The organism is Brevibacillus borstelensis, assembly GCF_003710865.1.
In the GTDB taxonomy this organism is placed as follows: Bacteria; Bacillota; Bacilli; order Brevibacillales; family Brevibacillaceae; genus Brevibacillus; species Brevibacillus borstelensis.
Map to the genome: position 1 here is coordinate 148379 of NZ_RHHO01000023.1, position 19526 is coordinate 167904.

Here is a 19526-nt window from a genome sequence, read left to right on the forward strand (position 1 = left end):
CATGATTCGACGGAAGCTTTTCTTTTGACAGTCGGTTTTTTGATATGCAATGGAATATCCTTGGTTTGGAGTGAAACAAAATGGAACTGAAACGGCGTGTGAATTTGCGCATTATCCTCCTGGCCCTGTGTGTAATCGTACTGTTTTCCTCGCTCACGGTACGTCTTTGGTGGATTCAGACGGTGGAAGCGACAGGCATTATGGAAATCGCGCAAAAGCAGTGGGATCTGGAGAAAACGCTGAAGCCAAAGCGTGGAGCCATTTTGGACAGGAATGGGGAAATTTTGGCCTATGAGGGAAAGGCGTATGATGTGAGCGCAAGGCTCAAGCCTCGCGATGACAGGGATCAGGATGTCGTGAAAGATCCTTATTATACTGCACAGGCGCTTGCGCCCATCCTGAATGCCCCTGTAAATGAGCTGTTGCGAATCCTGACCAAGCCAAATCAAGTTGTTGAGCTGGGAAGATACGGAAAAAAGATCAGCGAAAATCAAAAAGTCGGCATTGAAAACCTGCAGTACCCCCAGCTCCCAAGCGGAGAAAAAGTGAAGACCAACCAACTCCCGGGGATTATTATTACCGAAACGACACGTAGGTACTACCCGAACAATAGCTTTGCAGCGCATGTCCTCGGCTATTTGGACTTCTTTGAAGAGGAGGCCAAAATGGGGATCGAGCTCCAGTTCGACAAAGAGCTCCGGGGCGAAAAGGGAGAGATGCATGTAGTCACGGACAAGGTAGGCTACCAATTGCCGGATGGCGAACGGGAGTACAAGCCGGCCAAGGACGGCATGAACATCTACCTGACGATCGATAAGACGATCCAGGATTACGTGGAGCAAGCGCTCGACAAGGCCGAGCAGGAGTACAAGCCAAAAGGGGCGACTGTCGTGGTGGCGGACCCGCAGACCGGCGAGATTTTGGCGATGGGCAACCGGCCGCAGTTCAATCCGAATACGTACTTTACCGGGATTACCAACTTTACGAATCACGCCGTAACCACCATGTTTGAGCCGGGCTCTACATTCAAGATTATTACACTGGCGGCAGCGATCGAAGAAGGCAAATTCGATCCGAACGCATACTATCAATCCGGGACGTACAAGAAATTCAAGCCGCCCATCCGGGACCACAACCAGGGGGCGGGCTGGGGCACCATCTCCTTCCTTGAAGGGGTGCAAAGATCCAGTAACGTCGTGTTTGTCATCATGGGATACGACTACCTTGGACCTGAGCTTTTGAAAAAGTACTTTGAGAATTTCGGGATCGGCAAGCCGACAGGCATCGAGCTGCCGTACGAGAAGAAAGGGATTTTGAACAACCTGCTGAAACCGGCTTCCCAGCGCGACATTGCCGTTACCACTTTTGGGCAAGGGGTGGCCGTCACCGCGATTCAGCAGGTGGCAGCGGTAGGAGCCATCGCCAACGGCGGCGAGCTGCTCAAGCCGCACATCGTAAAAGAAATGCGCGATCCGGTGACGGGAGCAGTCGTCAAACGCAGCCAGCGGGAAGTGGTCCACCGTGTCGTAAGCGAGGCGACCGCCAAAAAGACTCGTGATGTTTTGGAAACGGTCATTACCGGAGAGCATGGTACAGGGAAATCGTACAAGATCGACGGCTACCAAGTCGCTGGTAAAACAGGGACAGCGCAAAAATACGATGACCATGGAAGAATCATGGAGGGACAGCACTATATCGTCTCCTTTATCGGATTTGCTCCAAAAGACAACCCTCGTTTGCTCGTCTACGTTGTCGTAGATGATCCAACAACGAACGAAGATTATCGTACATGGGGGACAAAATTTGTAGCGCCGATCTTCAAATCCGTCATGGAGCGCAGCCTCCAGTACCTGCAGCAAAAGCCGGATGCGGTAGGAGCCGAGAAAAATGCCCAAACGGTGACGGAGCAGGCCATTGCAAAGGCAGAGCAAGTTCGCGAGGTCAGCATGCCCAAGCTGGTCGGGATGTCTACAACAGCCGCCAAGCTCAGGGCAGAGCAGGACAACATCACGGTCAACATCATGGGAACCGGGACGAAGATTGTCAATCAATACCCGGCTCCTTATGAAAAAGTGGTGCCCGGATCGACGGTCACGCTTGTAACAGACCGAATCGAAGGTTCAAAAATGCCTGATTTCAAAGGGAAATCGCTGCGCGAAGTCATGGAGTTCGCATCGCTGATGCAGCTCAAGATCACCTCGTACGGCGCCGGCTTCGTCACGCAGCAAAATATTCCGCCAGGTACAGCGTTAAAAGGAGGAGAGCAGCTTCAGATTACTCTCCAGCCGTCATCCGGTCCGCTTTCTCCGGCACTGCAGCCTGGTCAAGGCGTGGTGCCAGGAACGGCAACAGATCCGGGCGGAGCCCAACCGGACGCAAATTCGCCTGATGGCCAGTCCGGTGCAGCGAACGCTGCTGGAGGGCAGCCTCCACCAGGCTCTTCGCAAACAACAGTGCCTGGTAACGGTACACCTCAAGGCGATAGCGGGAATACGACCGTACCTGGAGTTCCCCAGACAGGTACGACAGGGAGTGGCAATCCCGCTTCGACGACAGGGACATCTGGGACACCGGGAACGTATCCACCGGTTTATCCGCCAGGAGCCGTGCAATCGGGCACAGGTATCGCCCCGGGAACACAAGCTGTTCCGACTGGAGGCTATTCCGGCTATCAGGGCTATCAAGGCTATCCGGGGCAACCTGCCGGTGCGGGACAAATGCCGGTCGGAACAGGCCAAAGCTTGCCGCAGGGACAAGCAACCTGGCAGTATCCCTACCCAAACAATACTGTGCCGGGCACACAGCAGATTCCCGCAGGGCCGCCTGCTGCTCCGGCCGGATCGACAACCGCACAGCCATAGGTTCTAACCTGTCCCCCCTCCGAATAGGGTAGGAATGAGACAACCTGTGTCATAAGGGGGGACTCGCTGTGCGGGTATCCAATGTAACCGTGAGACGCCGCATTTTTGTCGCATTGGTTATCGGAATCGTGTTGTATACGGCTCTGATTACGAGGCTAGGCTACGTACAACTGGTCAAGGGGCCGGAGCTCCAGGAAAAGGCGTTGAAGCTGTGGAACCGCGACATCAAATACGAGCCGAAGCGAGGGCGAATTCTTGACCGCAATGGCAAGGAGCTGGTGACAAACATCAGCGTTCCTTCCGTGGTCGCGATTCCGGTTCAGATCAAAGACCCGCATGGGACGGCGAAGCAGCTGGCAGTATTGTTGGGCCAGCCGGAAGACGTCGTTTACAAGGGGATTATGAAGAAAGAGAGGATCAATCGCGTTCCAGGCGGCAGGAAAATTTCTGAAGAAAAAGCGCGGCAAATCCAGGAGTTGAACCTTCCGGGCATTGTCGTCGTAGAAGATTCCAAACGCTTCTACCCAAACGGGACGATGGCAGCCCATCTGTTTGGTTTTACGGGCATCGACAACCAGGGCTTGACCGGACTTGAGCGGATATACGACCAGTTCCTGCAAGGCAAAGAGGGATATGTATCCTATCTTGCCGATGCGACAGGACAAACGATGCCGGGCGGGTCAGAAGAATACGTAGCGCCGGTCGACGGGATGGATATGTACCTGACCATCGACAGTCAAATTCAGTCGTTTATCGAGCGGGAGCTGGATGAAGCGATGGTTGCATATCAGCCGGACGATGTACTTGCGATCGCAATGAACCCGAAGACAGGCGAGATTCTCGGCATGGGCAGCCGCCCAACCTACCATCCCGAAAAGTACAGGGATTATCCAAGCGAAATCTACAACCGGAACCTGCCGATCTGGAAAACGTACGAGCCCGGTTCCACCTTTAAGATCGTAACACTGGCCGCAGCTCTCAACGAAGGTGAGGTCAAGCTGGACGAAAGCTTCTTTGACCCCGGCTACATCATGGTCGCGGGCAAGCGTCTGCGCTGCTGGAAGCGGCAGGGGCACGGGCAGGAAACGATGCTCGAAGTCGTGGAAAATTCCTGCAACCCCGGCTTTGTCACCATGGGGCAACGCCTGCAAAAGGAAAGGCTGTTTGAGTACATCAAAAAATTTGGATTTGGCCAAAAGACGGGCATTGACCTGATTGGAGAAGAGAACGGTCTTTTGTTTAATCTGAATCGGGTAGGACCTGTTGAACTGGGTACGACCTCATTCGGGCAGGGGGTCTCGGTGACCCCGATCCAACAGATGGCTGCTGTTTCGGCGGCGATAAATGGCGGGAAGCTGATGAAACCGTTCGTCGCCAAGGAGTGGCGGGACAGTGTTACGCATGACATCGTCGGCCGGACGCTGCCAACGGAGGTTCGTCAGGTGATCACTCCCGAGACTTCTGAAAAAGTCCGCTACGCCCTGGAAAGTGTCGTGGCCAGAGGAACCGGAAAGAACGCGTACATCGAAGGCTACCGCGTCGGCGGAAAAACCGGTACGGCGCAAAAGGTGAGGGACGGCAGGTATGTAAACGGCGAGTACATCGTGTCTTTTATCGGCTTCGCCCCTGCAGACGATCCCCAGATACTCGTCTATTTCGCAGTCGACAACCCGAAGGCGCTCGCATTCGGCGGACTGATTGCCGCGCCCAGCGTGAAGAACATTTTGGAGTCGTCCCTGCAGCACTTGGGCGTACCCAAACGCAAGGACGGGATCGAAAGGGAAGTAAACAGGGCGCTTGGCGACAAGAACTACCTGGAGGTGCCGCAGATGGTGGGGCTCTCCATGCGCGAGGTGGCAACGACCTATGATCAGCTGCCGCTCGTTGTCGAAGGCAAGGGGTCACATGTCATCCAGCAATCGCCTGCGGCCGGAGTCAAAATTGAGGAAGGCTCAAAAATTCGTATCTACCTTGGTGACAAATCAAGCGATTAGCTATAAAATGAGTATTCGGAGCGGAGCGGAAGAGGCTTGTACACAGGTGCTCACCCTCCGCTTTTGTAGAATTTGCTTGGCTTTTGTCTATAATAGGGAAAGAATGGGGTGCCAGTTTTATGTTGCTTCGGGATCTGCTTGCTCCCTTGTTGCCAGTGCATGCTACTGGGGATGACAGCATCGAAATTACAGGAATAACAGCAGATTCACGCAAAGTAAAGCCCGGCTTTTTATTTGTCTGTTTGACTGGCTTTACCGTGGATGGACATACGTTTGCAGCGCAGGCGGTGGAAAAGGGAGCCGTGGCTGTGTTGGCTCAAAAGGATGTGGACGTGCCAGCAACCATTGTTCGGGTTCCTGATACCCGTCGGGCAATGGCGATGCTGGCTGACCGCTTTTACGGGTCCCCGACGCGTGAATTGAAGGTGATCGCGGTTACGGGTACCAATGGAAAAACGACCACGACCCATCTGATCGACAAGATTTTATCTGATCAGCAGAAGCGTACCGGTTTGATCGGCACCATTCACATGAGAATCGGCAATGTCACCGAGGAAGTAAAAAACACGACGCCGGATGCGCTGGAGCTGCAGGAAAGCTTTCGCCGCATGCGCGATATCGATACGGAGTACGCCATTATCGAAGCGTCTTCCCATGCGCTGGAGCTGGGCCGCGTCCGCGGTTGCAATGTACATACAGCCGTCTTTACCAACTTGACGCAGGATCATCTCGATTACCACAAGACCATGGAGAATTACCGCCACGCCAAGTCGCTTTTGTTCGCCCAACTGGGCAATGAATACGATCCGCAGCGGATGAAAACAGCCGTGCTGAATGCGGATGACGAGGCGTCCGGCTTTTTTGCCACCGTCACACCGGCCAGGGTCATCACGTACGGTATTGACAACCCTGCTGACATCAGAGCGGCGGACATTGAGATCAGCACAAAAGGGACGACATTTGTCGCCCATACGTTTCAAGGCTCTGTCAAACTGTCTTTGAAGCTGATGGGCAAGTTCAACGTCTACAATGCGCTGGCGGCGATGGCGGTCGGATTGGCCGAAGGAATTTCGCTAGAGGCGATCAAGTCCAGTCTCGAACAGGTGCAAGGCGTGAGTGGGCGGTTTGAGTCCGTTGATGCAGGGCAGCCTTTTGCCGTGCTCGTCGACTATTCGCACACGCCGGACAGTCTGGAAAACGCGCTTGTGACGATCAAGGAATTTGCCAAAGGAAAAGTGTTCTGCATCGTCGGTTGCGGCGGTGACCGGGATAAGACAAAGCGCCCGATTATGGCGCAAATTGCAACGAAATACGCTGATCTGACCGTCTTAACTTCAGATAACCCGAGGTCCGAGGACCCGCAGGCGATTCTCGATGACATGCTCGCCGGTCTGAAGAAAACCGCTCCACACCGTTACACTTCCATCGTGGACAGACGGGAAGCGATCGGGCATGCCGTATCCCTTGCAGTTGATGGCGATGTGATCCTGATCGCCGGAAAGGGCCATGAGACGTACCAGATCATCAAGGGCGAGGTTTTGCCTTTCGATGACCGGGAAGTGGCAAAAGAAGCTATCAGAGGGCAGAAGAACGAATAGAAGCACATATTCTTGAATAGCATCAGAGAAAGGAGGGTCGGGCATGTTCGCTGACAACGTACTCCTAGTCACGATCGTAGCCGCGTTTCTCATCGCCGTACTCATCGGTCCCTTGTTCATCCCCGTCCTGCGCCGCTTGAAATTTGGGCAGGCGATCCGGGAGGAAGGACCACAATCCCATCAGAAAAAAGCAGGGACCCCCACGATGGGGGGGACCATCATTTTGTTGGCACTCATATTCACTGTGCTTAAATTTGCCAATGCCACCATCGAAGTTCTCTTTTTGATGCTGGTCACGATTGGATACGGATTGATCGGTTTTTTGGATGACTACATCAAAATTATCAAAAAGCGCAATCTGGGACTGACTGCAAAACAAAAATTTGCCGGCCAAATCCTTTTAGCTATCGGTGCCTATTATCTTTTGCACCTGATGGGTCATGACACCTCGCTCCATTTGCCAGGCACTCCCTGGAACATTGAACTGGGAGTATTGTACTTTCCGTTCCTTTTGTTCCTGTTGGTCGGTACCACCAATGCCGTCAATATTACAGACGGTCTCGACGGACTTTTGGCGGGGACAGGAGCGATTGCATTTGGAGCTTATGCGATCATTGCCTGGTTCAGCCAGAATTACGATACAGCCATTTTCAGCGCCTCTGTAGTCGGCGCGGTTCTCGGATTCCTCGTATTCAACGCTCATCCCGCCCGCGTGTTTATGGGCGATACCGGCTCGCTGGCGCTTGGAGGAGCGCTGGCAGGCATTGCGATCATGACCAAAACCGAACTGTTATTGGCGATCATCGGCGGCGTCTTCGTCGTTGAAACCTTGTCTGTCATCCTTCAGGTTGTTTCTTTCAAAACGAGAGGCAAGCGCATCTTCCGCATGAGTCCGCTGCACCATCACTTTGAATTGACGGGCTGGTCAGAGTGGCGCGTGGTCGTCACGTTCTGGCTGGTGGGTATTTTCTTCGCTGGATTGGGCGTCTACCTCGAGGTGGTGACTCTGCGATGAACAACTATCAAAATCAGCACGTCGTCGTTCTGGGCATGGCAAAGAGCGGTGTAGCGGTGGCCAAACTGCTGCACCGCTTTGGTGCGCATGTTGTCGTAAATGACCAAAAGCCGCGCGAGGAAGCGGCGGGCGCGGACGAGCTGGAAGCGCTCGGCATCGAGGTGATCTGCGGCGGCCATCCGGATGATTTGATTCACCCGGGAGTAGCGCTTGTGGTGAAAAATCCGGGGATTCGGTACGAGGCAGCGCCGGTAGCCAAAGCGATCGAGCTGGGCGTTCCGGTTGTGACGGAGGTTGAGCTGGCTTACCAGGTCTCCCAGGCGCCGATTATCGGAATTACGGGGTCCAACGGGAAGACCACGACAACCACTTTGGTCGGATTGATTCTGCAGGAAGCGGGGATCGACGCTCTTACAGGGGGCAATATCGGAACCGTTTTGTGCGGCCTTGCCCAAGAAGCCCGTCCGGATCAATGGCTGGTCGCCGAGTTGAGCAGCTTTCAGCTGATGGGGACGCTTTCGTTCAAACCGAAAATCGGCGTGCTGATGAACATTTATCCGGCACATCTCGATTATCATCATACGATGGACGAGTACAAGGCAGCCAAATGGAAGCTGTTTGCCAACCAGACGTCTGACGACATCGCCATTTTGCCTTACGACCAGCCGGATGCTTGGCCTGCGGATGAGGCTTTGCGAGCATCGGTTTATTACTTCAGCAAGCAACAGCCCGTTCCGCGTGGCGTCTGTGTAGACAATGGAGTCATCGTCTACGTAGACGCAGCGGGGGAGCGGGAAGAAATTTTGCCGCTGGACAGATTGTCTGTGGCTCATTTGGACAACGCGCTGGCGGCTGCATTGGTCGGCAAGCTGGCAGGCGCGGGCAGCGAAGCAATCGCCAAGGTGCTGTCTAGCTTTGCCGGAGTAGAGCACCGGATGGAATTTGTCGGGACCGTGGCAGGAGTCAAGTACTATAATGATTCCAAGGCGACGAATTCGGAGGCTGCTTCGCGAGCGCTGCAGGCTCTGTCTGAACCGACGATCTGGATTTGCGGCGGATTGGACAGAGGTGTCACTTTTCACGACCTCATTCCGGTCATGCAGAAAAATGTCAAAGCTGTGATTGCCTTCGGCGAGACGGCACCGATATTGCTGGCTCGAGCCAAAGAAGCAGGAATCAACAGGCTGATCCATGTCGATACTGTGGAAAAAGCCGTTATTGCCGCTTCCGAGGCAGCCGTGCCGGGTGACGTTGTCCTGCTGAGTCCGGCATGCGCGAGTTGGGATATGTTTCCTTCATTTGAGGTGAGGGGGAGCATGTTTAAGGACGTTGTGCATAGACTTAAAACAAGCCTAGCATAACGCCTTGTCCCTGCACTGTCTCACCAAATGACTATCATCTCGGGACGGCGTGAGAAAGGAATGACTTTGCACGATGAGCAAGGTACGCTCTGCCCCCGATTTCATGATTATTTTTGCAACACTTTTTTTATTAGGAATTGGCATCGTGATGGTGTACAGCGCAAGTGCCATCGTTGCAACAAGAGCGCCCTTCAACGATCCGTATTTTTTTGCCAAGCGTCAGTTGATCTTTGCTTTGCTCGGGATCACCTCGATGTATTTGATGATGAATATCGACTACTGGGTATGGAAGCAGTGGGCCAAGCTCGGCTTCATGATCAGCATCGGCCTTTTGATCGTCGTTCTGATCATCGGGATTGAGGTAAATGGTTCAAAAAGCTGGCTTGGTCTGGGAGCGTTCGGGATTCAACCGGGCGAGTTTGCCAAGCTGGGTGTCGTCGCCTTCCTGGCGCGCTGGCTGGCAGACAATCAAAAACAGATCGTGCTGTTTCGGACAGGTTTGGCCCCGGCACTGGCGATCCCTGTTGTCTGTTTTGGCTTGATCATGCTGCAGCCGGACCTTGGCACAGGGACTGTACTGATGGGGACGGCGGTCATGATGATTTTCGCCGCAGGAGCCAGGATCAGCCATTTTGTCGGCCTCGGCTTGATTGGTGTCGCCGGTTTTGTCGGGCTCGTGCTGTCGGCTCCTTACCGGATCAAACGGATCACATCGTTCCTCGATCCCTGGCAGGACCCGCTGGGCACAGGCTATCAAATCATTCAATCGCTTTATGCGATCGGCCCCGGCGGCTTGTTCGGCCTTGGGCTCGGACAGAGCAGACAAAAGCATTTCTATCTGCCGGAGCCTTATAATGACTTTATTTTCTCGGTCATCGCCGAGGAGCTTGGTTTCATCGGCGGGACACTGGTGCTGCTCGTATTCCTTCTGCTTCTGTGGCGAGGCATGCGCACGGCCATTACGGCGCCCGATCTGTTCGGCAGCCTGCTGGCGCTCGGGATTATCGGCATGATCGCCATTCAGGTCGTGATCAACGTCGGCGTCGTTACCGGCATGTTTCCGGTTACCGGAATCACCTTGCCTTTTCTCAGCTACGGCGGGTCATCGCTGACGCTGATGCTTACAGGGGTAGGGGTATTACTAAACATTTCGCGTTTTTCCAGATGAAGAGGGGAAAACGGCAAACTTGGGTGAAGGTGATTACTATGCGTGTTGTCCTCACGGGTGGAGGCACAGGTGGACATATTTATCCGGCGCTTGCGGTGGCGAAAGAAATTTCTCGCCAACAGCCGCAGGCTGCCTTTTTGTACATAGGCAGTAAAAAAGGCTTGGAAGCACAGCTCGTTCCACGGACGGACATTCCGTTTCAATCAGTCGAGATCGCTGGTCTGAAGCGGAAGCTGACTTTCGATAACGTAAAAACACTGTGGAAATTCATCCAGGCTGTCTCTTTATCCAAACGGATGCTGCGCGAGTTCCGGCCTGATGTTGTCATCGGCACGGGCGGGTATGTGTGCGGCCCGGTTGTCTATGCTGCGGCTCGTCTCGGGATTCCTACGGTGATTCATGAACAAAATGTCGTACCGGGTTTGACAAACAAGTTTTTGGCCCGTTATGTCGATCGCGTAGCTGTCTCGTTTGAGGAGTCGCTTTCGTTTTTTCCTGCGGGAAAAACAGTGCTGACCGGCAATCCTCGGGCCACCGAGGTGATGCATGGAGATCCGCGGGCGGGAAGAGCTTTTCTCGGTGTAGGCGAGGACAAGCGTGTGGTGCTGATTTTTGGCGGAAGCCGCGGAGCAAGAGCGATCAATGAGGCGACGTTGGCCATTGTACCGCGCATGCAGGAGTTTCCCCGCACCCATTTTGTCTACGTGACAGGTGACGTTCACTACGATTCCATTTCGGCTGCATTGAAAGAAAAAGGGGAGCAGCCCCGCAACCTTTCCGTCTATCCGTTCGTCCACAATATGCCGGACTTGCTTGCAGCCGCCCACTTGATGGTAGGCCGTGCCGGGGCATCAAGCCTGGCTGAGCTGACAGCGTTGGGCGTGCCCTCCATACTGGTTCCGAGTCCGTACGTTACCAACAACCATCAGGAAAAAAATGCGCGCGGACTGGAGAAGCAAGGAGCTTCCATCGTTATTTTGGAAAACGAGCTTAGCGGAGAGAGGCTGTTGGAATCCCTTTCTGCCATTTTGGGAAGCGAGGAGCGGTGGGCTGCGATGCAAAAGAGCTCTCGCCAGCTTGGAATGCCTGATGCCGCAACGAAAATCTATCAGGTGCTAGGGGAGCTTAAAAGGTAGAAGGGTCTTTTTTGGGCGACTGTCACGCCAATATGGGCGATCGCATAGTATGGAGCAAACACGTGATAAGGCCTAGGTCCGACCTAGCATGTGTATCAGGAGGTTCACAAATGAAGCAGATCATAGATGAATTGAGGCAGGCGGATATTGGAAAAGTGTGGACCGATGAACCTCTCGCCAATCATACCACTTGGCGGATTGGGGGTCCTGCTGATTTGTTAATCCAGCCCAAGGATAAGTCAGCGTTGTTGACAGCCTTGAAAATCATCCATCGTCATGATATTCCTTGGAGTGTAATCGGGCGCGGCTCCAACCTTCTGGTGAGGGACGGAGGGATACGCGGAGCCGTGCTCAAGGTGGCTGAGGGCTTGAGTCACTGCGAATTCAGGGGCGAAGAGGTGTGTGTGGGTGCCGGATATTCCATGATCCGCCTGGCGGTGGAGGCAGGCAAAAAGGGATTAACAGGTATGGAGTTTGCGGGAGGCATTCCTGGTACAGTAGGCGGGGCCGTCTACATGAATGCGGGGGCGCACGGATCGGATTTGTCACGTATTATCAAAGAAGCCGAAATCCTCTTTGATGATGGTGAAGTCAAAGTGTTGAACAACGAAGAACTGAGCTTCAGCTATCGGACGTCCCTTTTGCAAAAGCGCAAGGGAGTTGTTTTGGAAGCCCGCTTTGGGCTGCGCCAGGGCGACCGCCGAGAAATAGCTGCTACACTGGCAGCCAACAAGGAGCGGCGCCGCATCACGCAGCCGTTGCAAATGCCTTGTGCCGGAAGTGTTTTTCGCAATCCGCCTGGAGACCACGCCGGCCGTCTGATCGAGGCTGCAGGCCTGAAAGGATTTCATTACGGGGGAGCTCAGGTTTCCGAGATTCACGCCAATTTTATCGTCAATCGGGGAGGCGCTACGGCTACCGACGTCCTCACCTTGATTACGCACATCCGCTGCACGATCAAAGAAAAGTTTGGCGTTGATTTGCATCCGGAGGTGTTGGTGGTGGGCGAGGGGTAACACGGAGGTGAAAGTTTGGATACTTTTGCGATCGAAGGCGGAAGACCTCTGTCTGGTTCGCTTCGGGTCCAAGGAGCCAAGAATGCTGCCCTTCCCATCCTCGCCGCGTCGATTCTCGCGGAAGGGCAATTTTATATCTATGATGTTCCCCACCTCAAAGACATCGAGGTGATGCTGAAAATCTTAACTGCACTGGGAGCCAGGACAAAGCATGCGGACGGAAGTGTCGATCTGGATACGACCTCAGTTTCCGTGTCGCATGTCCCTGATGATCTGATGGGTCAAATGCGTTCTTCGATCTTTTTGGCCGGACCGCTTCTCGCACGTTTGGGCGAGGTGACCATCTCCCGGCCAGGCGGCTGTTTGATTGGAGAGCGGCGGATCGACTTGCATCTGGCCGGCTTGACAGCGCTGGGAGCAAAAATCGAGGAAGCAGAGGGCTATATTACGTTTCGGGCAGATCAATTGTATGGTACTAACATCTTTCTCTCTTTCCCGAGTGTGGGGGCAACAGAAAACATCATGATGGCTGCTGTATTGGCCAAGGGAACGACACGTATCTGCAATGCCGCCAGGGAACCGGAAATTGTCGATTTGCAAAACTTCCTGAACGCCATGGGTGCACGCATCTGCGGCGCCGGAACGGATGCGATCGAGATCAACGGCGTTACCAGGCTGCGTCCAGTCAGCTATCGGATCATCCCCGATCGGATCGTAGCGGGCACTCATCTCCTGGCGGTCGGAGTGTCAAAGGGACACATTGAACTGACCAATATCATCCCCGAGCATCTCACCGCATTAATTGAGGTCGCCCGTAGCTGTGGTGTTGAAATCAAGACCTACCATGATATAATGGAAGTCAAGAGCACAGGCAACCCGCTTGCCTACGAACGGATAATTACCTCCCCGTTCCCCGGTTTTCCGACCGATTTGCAAGCGCAGTTGATGGTGTTCTTGGCACAGGCAACAGGAACAAGTGTGATCAAGGAGACGATTTTTGAAGGAAGATTCAAACATGTGAACGAATTGGCGCGAATGGGCGCCTCCATTTACGTCGACCTGGGTTCCGCGATTATCCGCGGCGGAAACAAACTGTCAGGTACGAGTGTTGAGGCAAGTGACCTGCGGGCAGGTGCCGCACTTGTTCTGGCGGGATTGGCGGCGGAAGGCACGACCACGGTATCGCAGATTCATCATATCGACCGTGGTTACGAACGGCTGGAGCTGCAGCTGCAGCAGCTGGGTGCCCGCATTTCCCGCGTGTCGATATAGACAAGAAGAAAGTGAGCGGCATATGCTATGCCGCTTTCCCTGTTTTGTATGGTGGCAGTTATTTATAGGATTGCCATTATTTGTGAGGTGATTTGCCGGAAAGCAGGTCTCCTTGGATACGGAACAATCGTGTATCAGTGCTCGGCGCGTGACACGCTAGCGTAGTGAGGAAGGGTTGAGTCATGGCGGTAATCGAAGAACGCATTCCGCACGTTAAAGAGCAGCGTCCGCGGCGCAAAGGAAATCGCAAGCTGGTTGTTTTGCTCGTCCTGTTTTTTTTGATCGTATTGATCGTCTTGTTCATCCGCTCGCCGTACAGCAAGGTTCAGGAAATTCAGGTGTATGGAAACGACATGTACTCGAGCGAGGAGATCATCGCTCATTCCGGTTTGACACTTGGCATGCAGTTTTTGAATGTGTGGGAAAGCCAGGTGCAAAAAGCGAGCAAGCCTTTGGAAGGGGTGAAAACCATCTCTGTGGAACGATCCTTTCCCGGCGTAATTCGCTTGCATGTAACCGAATTCAAACGTGTGGCGTTTTGGAATGGACAGGATGGCAGCAGGGCTCCGCTCCTGGAGAACGGGAAAGTGCTCAGACAGGTGGATTTTTCCAAACGGATGGTGGACAGGCCGCTAATCAGTTCATGGCCAAATCCCGAAATGCTTCCGGACTTGGCAAAAGCGCTGGCGAAGCTGTCCCCTGCAGTATTGGGGGAGATTTCCGATATCGCCCTGACGCCGACGATTTATGACAATCAGCGGGTCACTCTGTTCATGAGGGACGGAAACGAGGTCAGGAGTGTCGTGTACAAGCTGGATACTATGCTGAACTGGTATCCGACAATCGTGCAGGAGCTGCCAAAAGGGGTAAAAGGGGTTCTTTCGCTGTTTGAGCAGCCATGGTTCGTACCGTATTCGAATCCTGGGGCGCCCATTCAGCTTCCTGCCGGTGGGTAATAGCCCCAATCGTTTTAAGTATGGGTAAAAGGGGTAGCTGCAAAATGGGTCGTCGTCATAAATTTAACTTGTACCTCACTCTCGTCACTTTTTGTACGGGTTTTCTTGTGGCAACTTCGGTCGAGACGACCAAGCTGTTGCAACGGGAACGCTTGAACGACCAGCAATTTCAGCAAGAGACGCAATTAACCGAGCGTATTCTGGCTGAAAAGGAGCAAAACCGGCACCTGGAGAACCAACTGCTCGATTTGCAGCGGCAGGTCGGAAAGATCGAGGAGGCGATGGCGCAGCGAAAATCGGAAGGCGCGAGCATACTCAGTCAGCTCGAGGCAGCGAGGATGATGGCCGGGGTTGTACCCGTAGAAGGACCAGGGCTCGTTGTAACCATGCAGGACAGTCAAAATGCCGGAAGCAGCATGGACGTCGCGAATTACATCGTTCATGAACAGGACGTACGGCTGGTTGTAAACGAGCTGCGTGCCGCCGGTGCTGAGGCGATCAGCATCAACGGACAACGGCTGGTCAGCAATTCGGCCATTCGCTGCGTAGGTCCGACCATTATTGTAAACGGGATCAAGTCGGCGGCGCCTTTCGTCATCTCCGCGATCGGAGAGCCAAATACGCTGGAGGCAGCCTTGAATCTCCCGGGCGGCGTAATCCAAACGCTGCAAGACTTTGTACAGATTGATGTTTCAAAAAAAGAAAAAATCAAACTGCCAGCTTATGTAGGTGACGCCAAGACCAAACATTCCTAGGTGAAGGAAGCGTTTCTCATGTTGCAAAAAAGCCGTAAAATCACATTTATTCTTGCCATTATTAGTGCTATCATAGGGGTTATGTTGACCGTACAGCTCAGAAGCAGCCTTCATCCGGCACATAAGGAATCACGCAGTATAGCGGAATTGCGGACGTCGCTTCAGAAAGAGCTGGAGAAGCACAAAAATCTTCTGGCTGACATCTCCAAATACAATCAGCTTTACTATCAGTATGAGACCGCCCTCAATGAGGATGAGAGCCTTTCTGTCATGAAAGAAGAGCTGGCGAGAAACCGGAAAATGGCGGGAATGGTCAGCGTGGAAGGCGAGGGGATCATACTTCGGGTCGTTGATGCCCAGGTGAATCCTGCGGAAGCGGGCCTCGACGGAGGGATGACCGAGCCGGTAATCGGAGGCTATACGATTGACGATGAAGACCTCAGATGGCTCGTCAATATTCTCTTTGCCAACGGTTCTCAGGCAGTGTCCATCAATGGGCATCGAATGGTGGCAACGACACCGATCCGTTATGTCGGCAATGCGATTCAGATTGATACCAGGACGATTCAACCGCCTTACGAACTGAAAGCGCTCGGGGAGCCGGACGTGCTGCTGTCGGCGCTCAAGCTGGAGGGTGTGGAAGAAAACTTTCGTCTGGCCAACAAGGAGATTATCGCAGAGAAGCGGGACAAGCTGATCATACCGGCTAATCGGGAGCAGCGCCCCATCCAATACATGAAACCAGTCAAAGAAAAAGGAGAATCCTGACATGTGGCTCCCGCTTATCGGACTCATCGTTGGCATCGCTGTCGGATTTATGCTGGATTGGCGCGTGCCTCAAGAATACAGCAGCTATTTGTCTATCGCCCTTCTGGCTGGTCTGGACACGATTTTCGGGGGAATCCGTTCCTATCTGGAACGCACGTTTAATGTTCGCGTTTTTATGTCCGGTTTTTTCTTCAATACGCTGTTTGCGGCCGGACTGGCATTTATCGGAGGCTTTCTCGGCATCGACCTCTACCTTGCCGCGATTGTTGCTTTCGGCGTGCGTTTGTTTAACAATTTGGCGGTGATTCGTCGGATAGTCCTATCCCGTTGGATTAACCAGCAGGAATAGAGAATCACTCGAAATTGGGAAGAAGGTCATATTTTTACAAAAATTCATGATCAAAAAAAGGGAATGGTAGTCCTGTGTTGAATAAATTACGCAGATGTATTCACATTATGACGACAAAAGACGTAGCAAGGGAGGTGTCACAGATTTGGTAAGCAATGAACTCATCGTCAGCCTAGATATTGGAACTTCCAAAGTTCGCGTCATGATCGGCGAAGTAAACAACGGTTCCATCAACATCATCGGAGTCGGACAGGCACACTCGGAGGGTATCAAGAAGGGTGTGATCGTCGACATCGACCAAACTGTGCATGCCATCCGGGAAGCTGTTGACCATGCTGAACGCATGGTTGGGGTATCGATTGATGAAGTATACGTCGGTATCACAGGAAACCACATTGAGCTGCATGAAACCCAAGGGGTTGTCGCTGTATCCAGCGAAGACCGTGAAATACGAGATGAAGACATCCAGCGAGTTATTCAGGCAGCAAAAGTTGTTGCCATACCGCCTGACCGGGAGATCATTGAAGTCGTTCCGAAAGAGTATATCGTCGACGGGCAGGGCAGCATAAAGGACCCGAGAGGGATGATTGGTGTCCGTCTGGAAATGGAAGGCACGATCGTCACAGGCTCGAAAACTGTCGTACATAATATCGTTCGTTGCACGGAACGGACAAATCTTCGCGTAGCCGGAATTTTTCTGCAACCGCTAGCCTCGAGCACGGTAGCTCTTTCCAAGGATGACAAAAATATGGGGGTCGTTCTGGTTGACATCGGTGCGGGTTCTACCACCATCGGTGTATTTGAGCAGGGAAAACTGGCAGCAACGACCGTGATTGGCATCGGGGGCGACCATATTACCAACGACATCGCTTTAGGACTTCGGACCCATACGGATGTAGCTGAACGCGTGAAGACGAAAAATGGTTGCGCTCTGATCGACGAAGCGTCGGAGGATGTAAAATTCAAGGTAACCCGTATTGGCAGTGATGTGGAAAAACAGTTTACTCAGGTGGATTTAGCCAATATCATTGAACCGCGTGCAGCGGAGATTTTTAACCTCGTGGAAGATGCGGTCTACAAGCTGGGTTTCCATGATGAGGTTGCCGGCGGATACGTATTGACTGGCGGAACGGTTGCGATGCCAGGCATGCTGGAGTTGGCAAAGGAAGAACTGGATGCGCCGGTGCGCGTCGCGATTCCTGATTATATCGGGGTTCGAGACCCCGCCTATACAACAGGCGTGGGTTTGATACAGTACGCTCTGCACCAGTTGGAGCGTCGCAGCGTGCGTACAGCTCCTCCGTCGTTTAAAGGCGGGCCGAAGCCTGCAGCCGTTTCCAAGCCGAAAGAAGGCGGCGGTTTGATGGAAAAAGTGAAAAACTGGTTCAGCGAGTTTATATAACCGCCTGTAACCTCAAGACTCCGAATACGGTGAATCGGCTGATGTTTACGAACATTGCCCGCGGGGAAGTAGTCACTTGCGGGCGATGAACCGCACAACCAACCGGCTTCACCACACAGAAGCTTTTCTCATGTTGAATTGGGGAGGACTAGCAAGATGCTGGAATTTGATATGGACATGGAATCCTATGCGCGAATTAAAGTGATTGGTTGCGGCGGTGGCGGTAGCAACGCGGTTAACCGTATGATTGCCGGAGGTTTAAGAGGAGTAGAATTTATCACTCTGAACACTGACGCGCAAGCTTTGCAACTCTCCAGTGCTGATATCAAGCTGCAGATCGGAGAAAAACTGACTCGAGGACTGGGAGCAGGGGCAAATCCGGAAATCGGAAAAAAAGCCGCTGAAGAAAGTGCCGATCTGATCGAGCAAGCCCTGCGTGGGGCTGACATGGTATTTGTAACGGCTGGAATGGGCGGCGGTACCGGTACCGGTGCGGCTCCTGTCGTAGCTGAAATTGCCAAAGAGCTGGGCGCTCTGACAGTCGGGGTCGTAACTCGTCCGTTTTCGTTTGAAGGACGGAAGCGTTCTACACAAGGCGAGCAAGGGATCGCTGCGTTGAAGGAAAAAGTCGATACGTTGATCGTCATCCCGAATGACCGCCTGTTGGAAATCGTGGATAAAAATACACCGATGCTGGAGGCGTTCCGTGAAGCGGACAACATCCTGCGTCAAGGTGTGCAAGGGATATCGGACTTGATTGCTACTCCAGGTTTGATCAACCTGGACTTTGCTGACGTTAAAACGATCATGACCGAGCGCGGTTCCGCTTTGATGGGGATTGGCGAAGGCAGCGGCGAAAACAGAGCGGCTGAGGCGGCTCGCCGTGCCATTTCCAGTCCACTGCTGGAATCATCCATCGATGGTGCCCGCGGGGTTCTGATGAACATCACGGGAGGGACAAACCTCAGCTTGTACGAGGTAAACGAAGCGGCAGACATCGTTTCATCTGCGGCTGATCCGGATGTAAACATGATTTTCGGTGCGGTCATCAACGAGGATTTGAAAAACGAGATCGTTGTAACGGTAATCGCTACCGGCTTTGAAGACTACCAGCGGCAAAACACAAGCACTGGACAGCGCCGGGTGCAACAGCCTGTTCAGACAGGCAACCGCCCGACACCTATCTCCAATACGGGAGCGAGCCGTGCGAAGGAAGAGGAAGAAGAGAAGTCTTTCTTCTCGATGAGCAATTTGGACAATCTGGACATTCCTGCCTTCCTGCGCAACCGTCGCCGCAACAAAAAGTAAATTCGCGTTTTGGCAAAAATATGACCATTAGAAAAACCTTGTTCCATGACGGAGCAAGGTTTTTTGTTTTGCGTGCGTGGCGTTATTTATCCATAGTCTTTTCCGGTTCTTCCCCGGTACGAATGTGTATGGCCGTCGTCAAATGTCGTTACGCCAGAAAAATCGTGGTAATGTCCTCCACCGGGAAGTGGGATCGGAGGGCCGGTCCATCCGCGGAAGCGGTGAACATGCCCGTCATCATAGGAGGTGACGCCTTCATAGTAATGCAAATGTCCTCTCCCTGTTCCTTGATAGGGAGGGGAGGTTCGGCCTCGGACTTCATGGCGATGACGGTCGTCTACACTTGTCAGTGTGGAATAAGAGTGGATATGACCCGGGATATCGCCAAAGCGGATAAAGTCGATGGCATGGCTGTGAGAGGACTGCTTGTTTTTTCTGCTCAAATGGAAGCTCCCTGCCTCTCTGATGGGTTTTATACATCAGATGCTGAGAGCGCTGTTTCGGAACCGGGGATTCACCCAGAGGACCCAAAATCTTCTACAAAAAATCCGAAAAAACACGGTCAAG

The 19526-nt window shown here is 53.2% G+C and carries 16 protein-coding genes; 15 read left to right on the forward strand and 1 reads right to left on the reverse strand.

The features are described from left to right. Positions 1 to 80 precede the first annotated feature (80 nt). The 15 genes from EDM54_RS12495 to ftsZ all read left to right on the forward strand — a co-directional run bounded on the left by EDM54_RS12495 (position 81) and on the right by ftsZ (position 18959). The gene (locus tag EDM54_RS12495; protein WP_024984203.1) at positions 81 to 2861 is read left to right on the forward strand and encodes a PASTA domain-containing penicillin-binding protein; all 2781 of its coding nucleotides are present in this window, start codon (positions 81 to 83) and stop codon (positions 2859 to 2861) included. Positions 2862 to 2929: 68 nt separating this feature from the next. Further along, positions 2930 to 4855 (forward strand): stage V sporulation protein D, encoded by a 1926-nt coding sequence (locus EDM54_RS12500; protein WP_024984202.1) that lies wholly within the window; start codon positions 2930 to 2932, stop codon positions 4853 to 4855. Positions 4856 to 4974: 119 nt separating this feature from the next. After that, the gene (locus tag EDM54_RS12505) at positions 4975 to 6453 is read left to right on the forward strand and encodes a UDP-N-acetylmuramoyl-L-alanyl-D-glutamate--2,6-diaminopimelate ligase (protein WP_003386260.1); all 1479 of its coding nucleotides are present in this window, start codon (positions 4975 to 4977) and stop codon (positions 6451 to 6453) included. Between the two features lie 43 nt (positions 6454 to 6496). Beyond that, positions 6497 to 7468, forward strand: coding sequence for a phospho-N-acetylmuramoyl-pentapeptide-transferase (gene mraY / locus EDM54_RS12510; protein WP_003386259.1), 972 nt, complete (start codon positions 6497 to 6499; stop codon positions 7466 to 7468). Beyond that, positions 7465 to 8829, forward strand: a complete 1365-nt coding sequence (gene murD / locus EDM54_RS12515; RefSeq protein ID WP_024984201.1) for a UDP-N-acetylmuramoyl-L-alanine--D-glutamate ligase — start codon at positions 7465 to 7467, stop codon at positions 8827 to 8829. Before mraY ends, murD begins: the two co-directional genes overlap by 4 nt. Positions 8830 to 8902: 73 nt before the next feature. Next, complete coding sequence (gene spoVE / locus EDM54_RS12520) at positions 8903 to 9997, forward strand: stage V sporulation protein E (protein WP_003386257.1); 1095 nt, start codon at positions 8903 to 8905, stop codon at positions 9995 to 9997. A gap of 38 nt (positions 9998 to 10035) precedes the next feature. Then, positions 10036 to 11133, forward strand: coding sequence for an undecaprenyldiphospho-muramoylpentapeptide beta-N-acetylglucosaminyltransferase (gene murG / locus EDM54_RS12525; protein ID WP_003386256.1), 1098 nt, complete (start codon positions 10036 to 10038; stop codon positions 11131 to 11133). 110 nt (positions 11134 to 11243) lie between these two features. Beyond that, on the forward strand, positions 11244 to 12149 hold the full coding sequence (gene murB, locus EDM54_RS12530; RefSeq protein WP_003386255.1) for a UDP-N-acetylmuramate dehydrogenase: 906 nt from the start codon (positions 11244 to 11246) through the stop codon (positions 12147 to 12149). Positions 12150 to 12164: 15 nt separating this feature from the next. After that, positions 12165 to 13421 carry a UDP-N-acetylglucosamine 1-carboxyvinyltransferase gene (gene murA / locus EDM54_RS12535; protein WP_122958256.1) on the forward strand — a complete coding sequence of 419 codons (1257 nt, stop codon included), beginning with the start codon at positions 12165 to 12167 and terminating at the stop codon, positions 13419 to 13421. A gap of 182 nt (positions 13422 to 13603) precedes the next feature. Continuing rightward, positions 13604 to 14377 (forward strand): cell division protein FtsQ/DivIB, encoded by a 774-nt coding sequence (locus tag EDM54_RS12540; protein ID WP_024984199.1) that lies wholly within the window; start codon positions 13604 to 13606, stop codon positions 14375 to 14377. Between the two features lie 44 nt (positions 14378 to 14421). Continuing rightward, positions 14422 to 15132: a DUF881 domain-containing protein gene (locus tag EDM54_RS12545; protein ID WP_003386252.1), complete on the forward strand. Its 711-nt coding sequence runs from the start codon at positions 14422 to 14424 to the stop codon at positions 15130 to 15132. 18 nt (positions 15133 to 15150) lie between these two features. Next, positions 15151 to 15900, forward strand: coding sequence for a DUF881 domain-containing protein (locus EDM54_RS12550; RefSeq protein WP_003386251.1), 750 nt, complete (start codon positions 15151 to 15153; stop codon positions 15898 to 15900). Position 15901: 1 nt separating this feature from the next. Beyond that, positions 15902 to 16249, forward strand: a complete 348-nt coding sequence (locus EDM54_RS12555) for a small basic family protein (RefSeq protein ID WP_003386249.1) — start codon at positions 15902 to 15904, stop codon at positions 16247 to 16249. A gap of 145 nt (positions 16250 to 16394) precedes the next feature. Next, positions 16395 to 17651 (forward strand): cell division protein FtsA, encoded by a 1257-nt coding sequence (gene ftsA / locus EDM54_RS12560; RefSeq protein ID WP_024984198.1) that lies wholly within the window; start codon positions 16395 to 16397, stop codon positions 17649 to 17651. Between the two features lie 156 nt (positions 17652 to 17807). Further along, entirely contained in the window at positions 17808 to 18959 is a 1152-nt protein-coding gene (gene ftsZ / locus EDM54_RS12565) for a cell division protein FtsZ (protein WP_003386245.1), read from the forward strand. Positions 18960 to 19045: 86 nt separating this feature from the next. Here the strand turns inward: ftsZ and EDM54_RS12570 are convergent, their stop codons facing one another. After that, positions 19046 to 19402, reverse strand: a complete 357-nt coding sequence (locus EDM54_RS12570) for a YmaF family protein (protein ID WP_024984197.1) — start codon at positions 19400 to 19402, stop codon at positions 19046 to 19048. Between the last annotated feature and the right edge of the window lie 124 nt (positions 19403 to 19526).

What these genes read in the sequence shown, in the direction of transcription:
- EDM54_RS12495 (WP_024984203.1), top strand. Translation starts at nt 81, where the DNA reads ATGGAACTGAAACGGCGTGTGAATTTGCGCATTATCCTCCTGGCCCTG.
- EDM54_RS12505 (WP_003386260.1), top strand. Translation starts at nt 4,975, where the DNA reads ATGTTGCTTCGGGATCTGCTTGCTCCCTTGTTGCCAGTGCATGCTACT.
- mraY (WP_003386259.1), top strand. Translation starts at nt 6,497, where the DNA reads ATGTTCGCTGACAACGTACTCCTAGTCACGATCGTAGCCGCGTTTCTC.
- murD (WP_024984201.1), top strand. Translation starts at nt 7,465, where the DNA reads ATGAACAACTATCAAAATCAGCACGTCGTCGTTCTGGGCATGGCAAAG.
- spoVE (WP_003386257.1), top strand. Translation starts at nt 8,903, where the DNA reads ATGAGCAAGGTACGCTCTGCCCCCGATTTCATGATTATTTTTGCAACA.
- murG (WP_003386256.1), top strand. Translation starts at nt 10,036, where the DNA reads ATGCGTGTTGTCCTCACGGGTGGAGGCACAGGTGGACATATTTATCCG.
- murB (WP_003386255.1), top strand. Translation starts at nt 11,244, where the DNA reads ATGAAGCAGATCATAGATGAATTGAGGCAGGCGGATATTGGAAAAGTG.
- EDM54_RS12540 (WP_024984199.1), top strand. Translation starts at nt 13,604, where the DNA reads ATGGCGGTAATCGAAGAACGCATTCCGCACGTTAAAGAGCAGCGTCCG.
- EDM54_RS12545 (WP_003386252.1), top strand. Translation starts at nt 14,422, where the DNA reads ATGGGTCGTCGTCATAAATTTAACTTGTACCTCACTCTCGTCACTTTT.
- EDM54_RS12550 (WP_003386251.1), top strand. Translation starts at nt 15,151, where the DNA reads ATGTTGCAAAAAAGCCGTAAAATCACATTTATTCTTGCCATTATTAGT.
- EDM54_RS12555 (WP_003386249.1), top strand. Translation starts at nt 15,902, where the DNA reads ATGTGGCTCCCGCTTATCGGACTCATCGTTGGCATCGCTGTCGGATTT.
- ftsZ (WP_003386245.1), top strand. Translation starts at nt 17,808, where the DNA reads ATGCTGGAATTTGATATGGACATGGAATCCTATGCGCGAATTAAAGTG.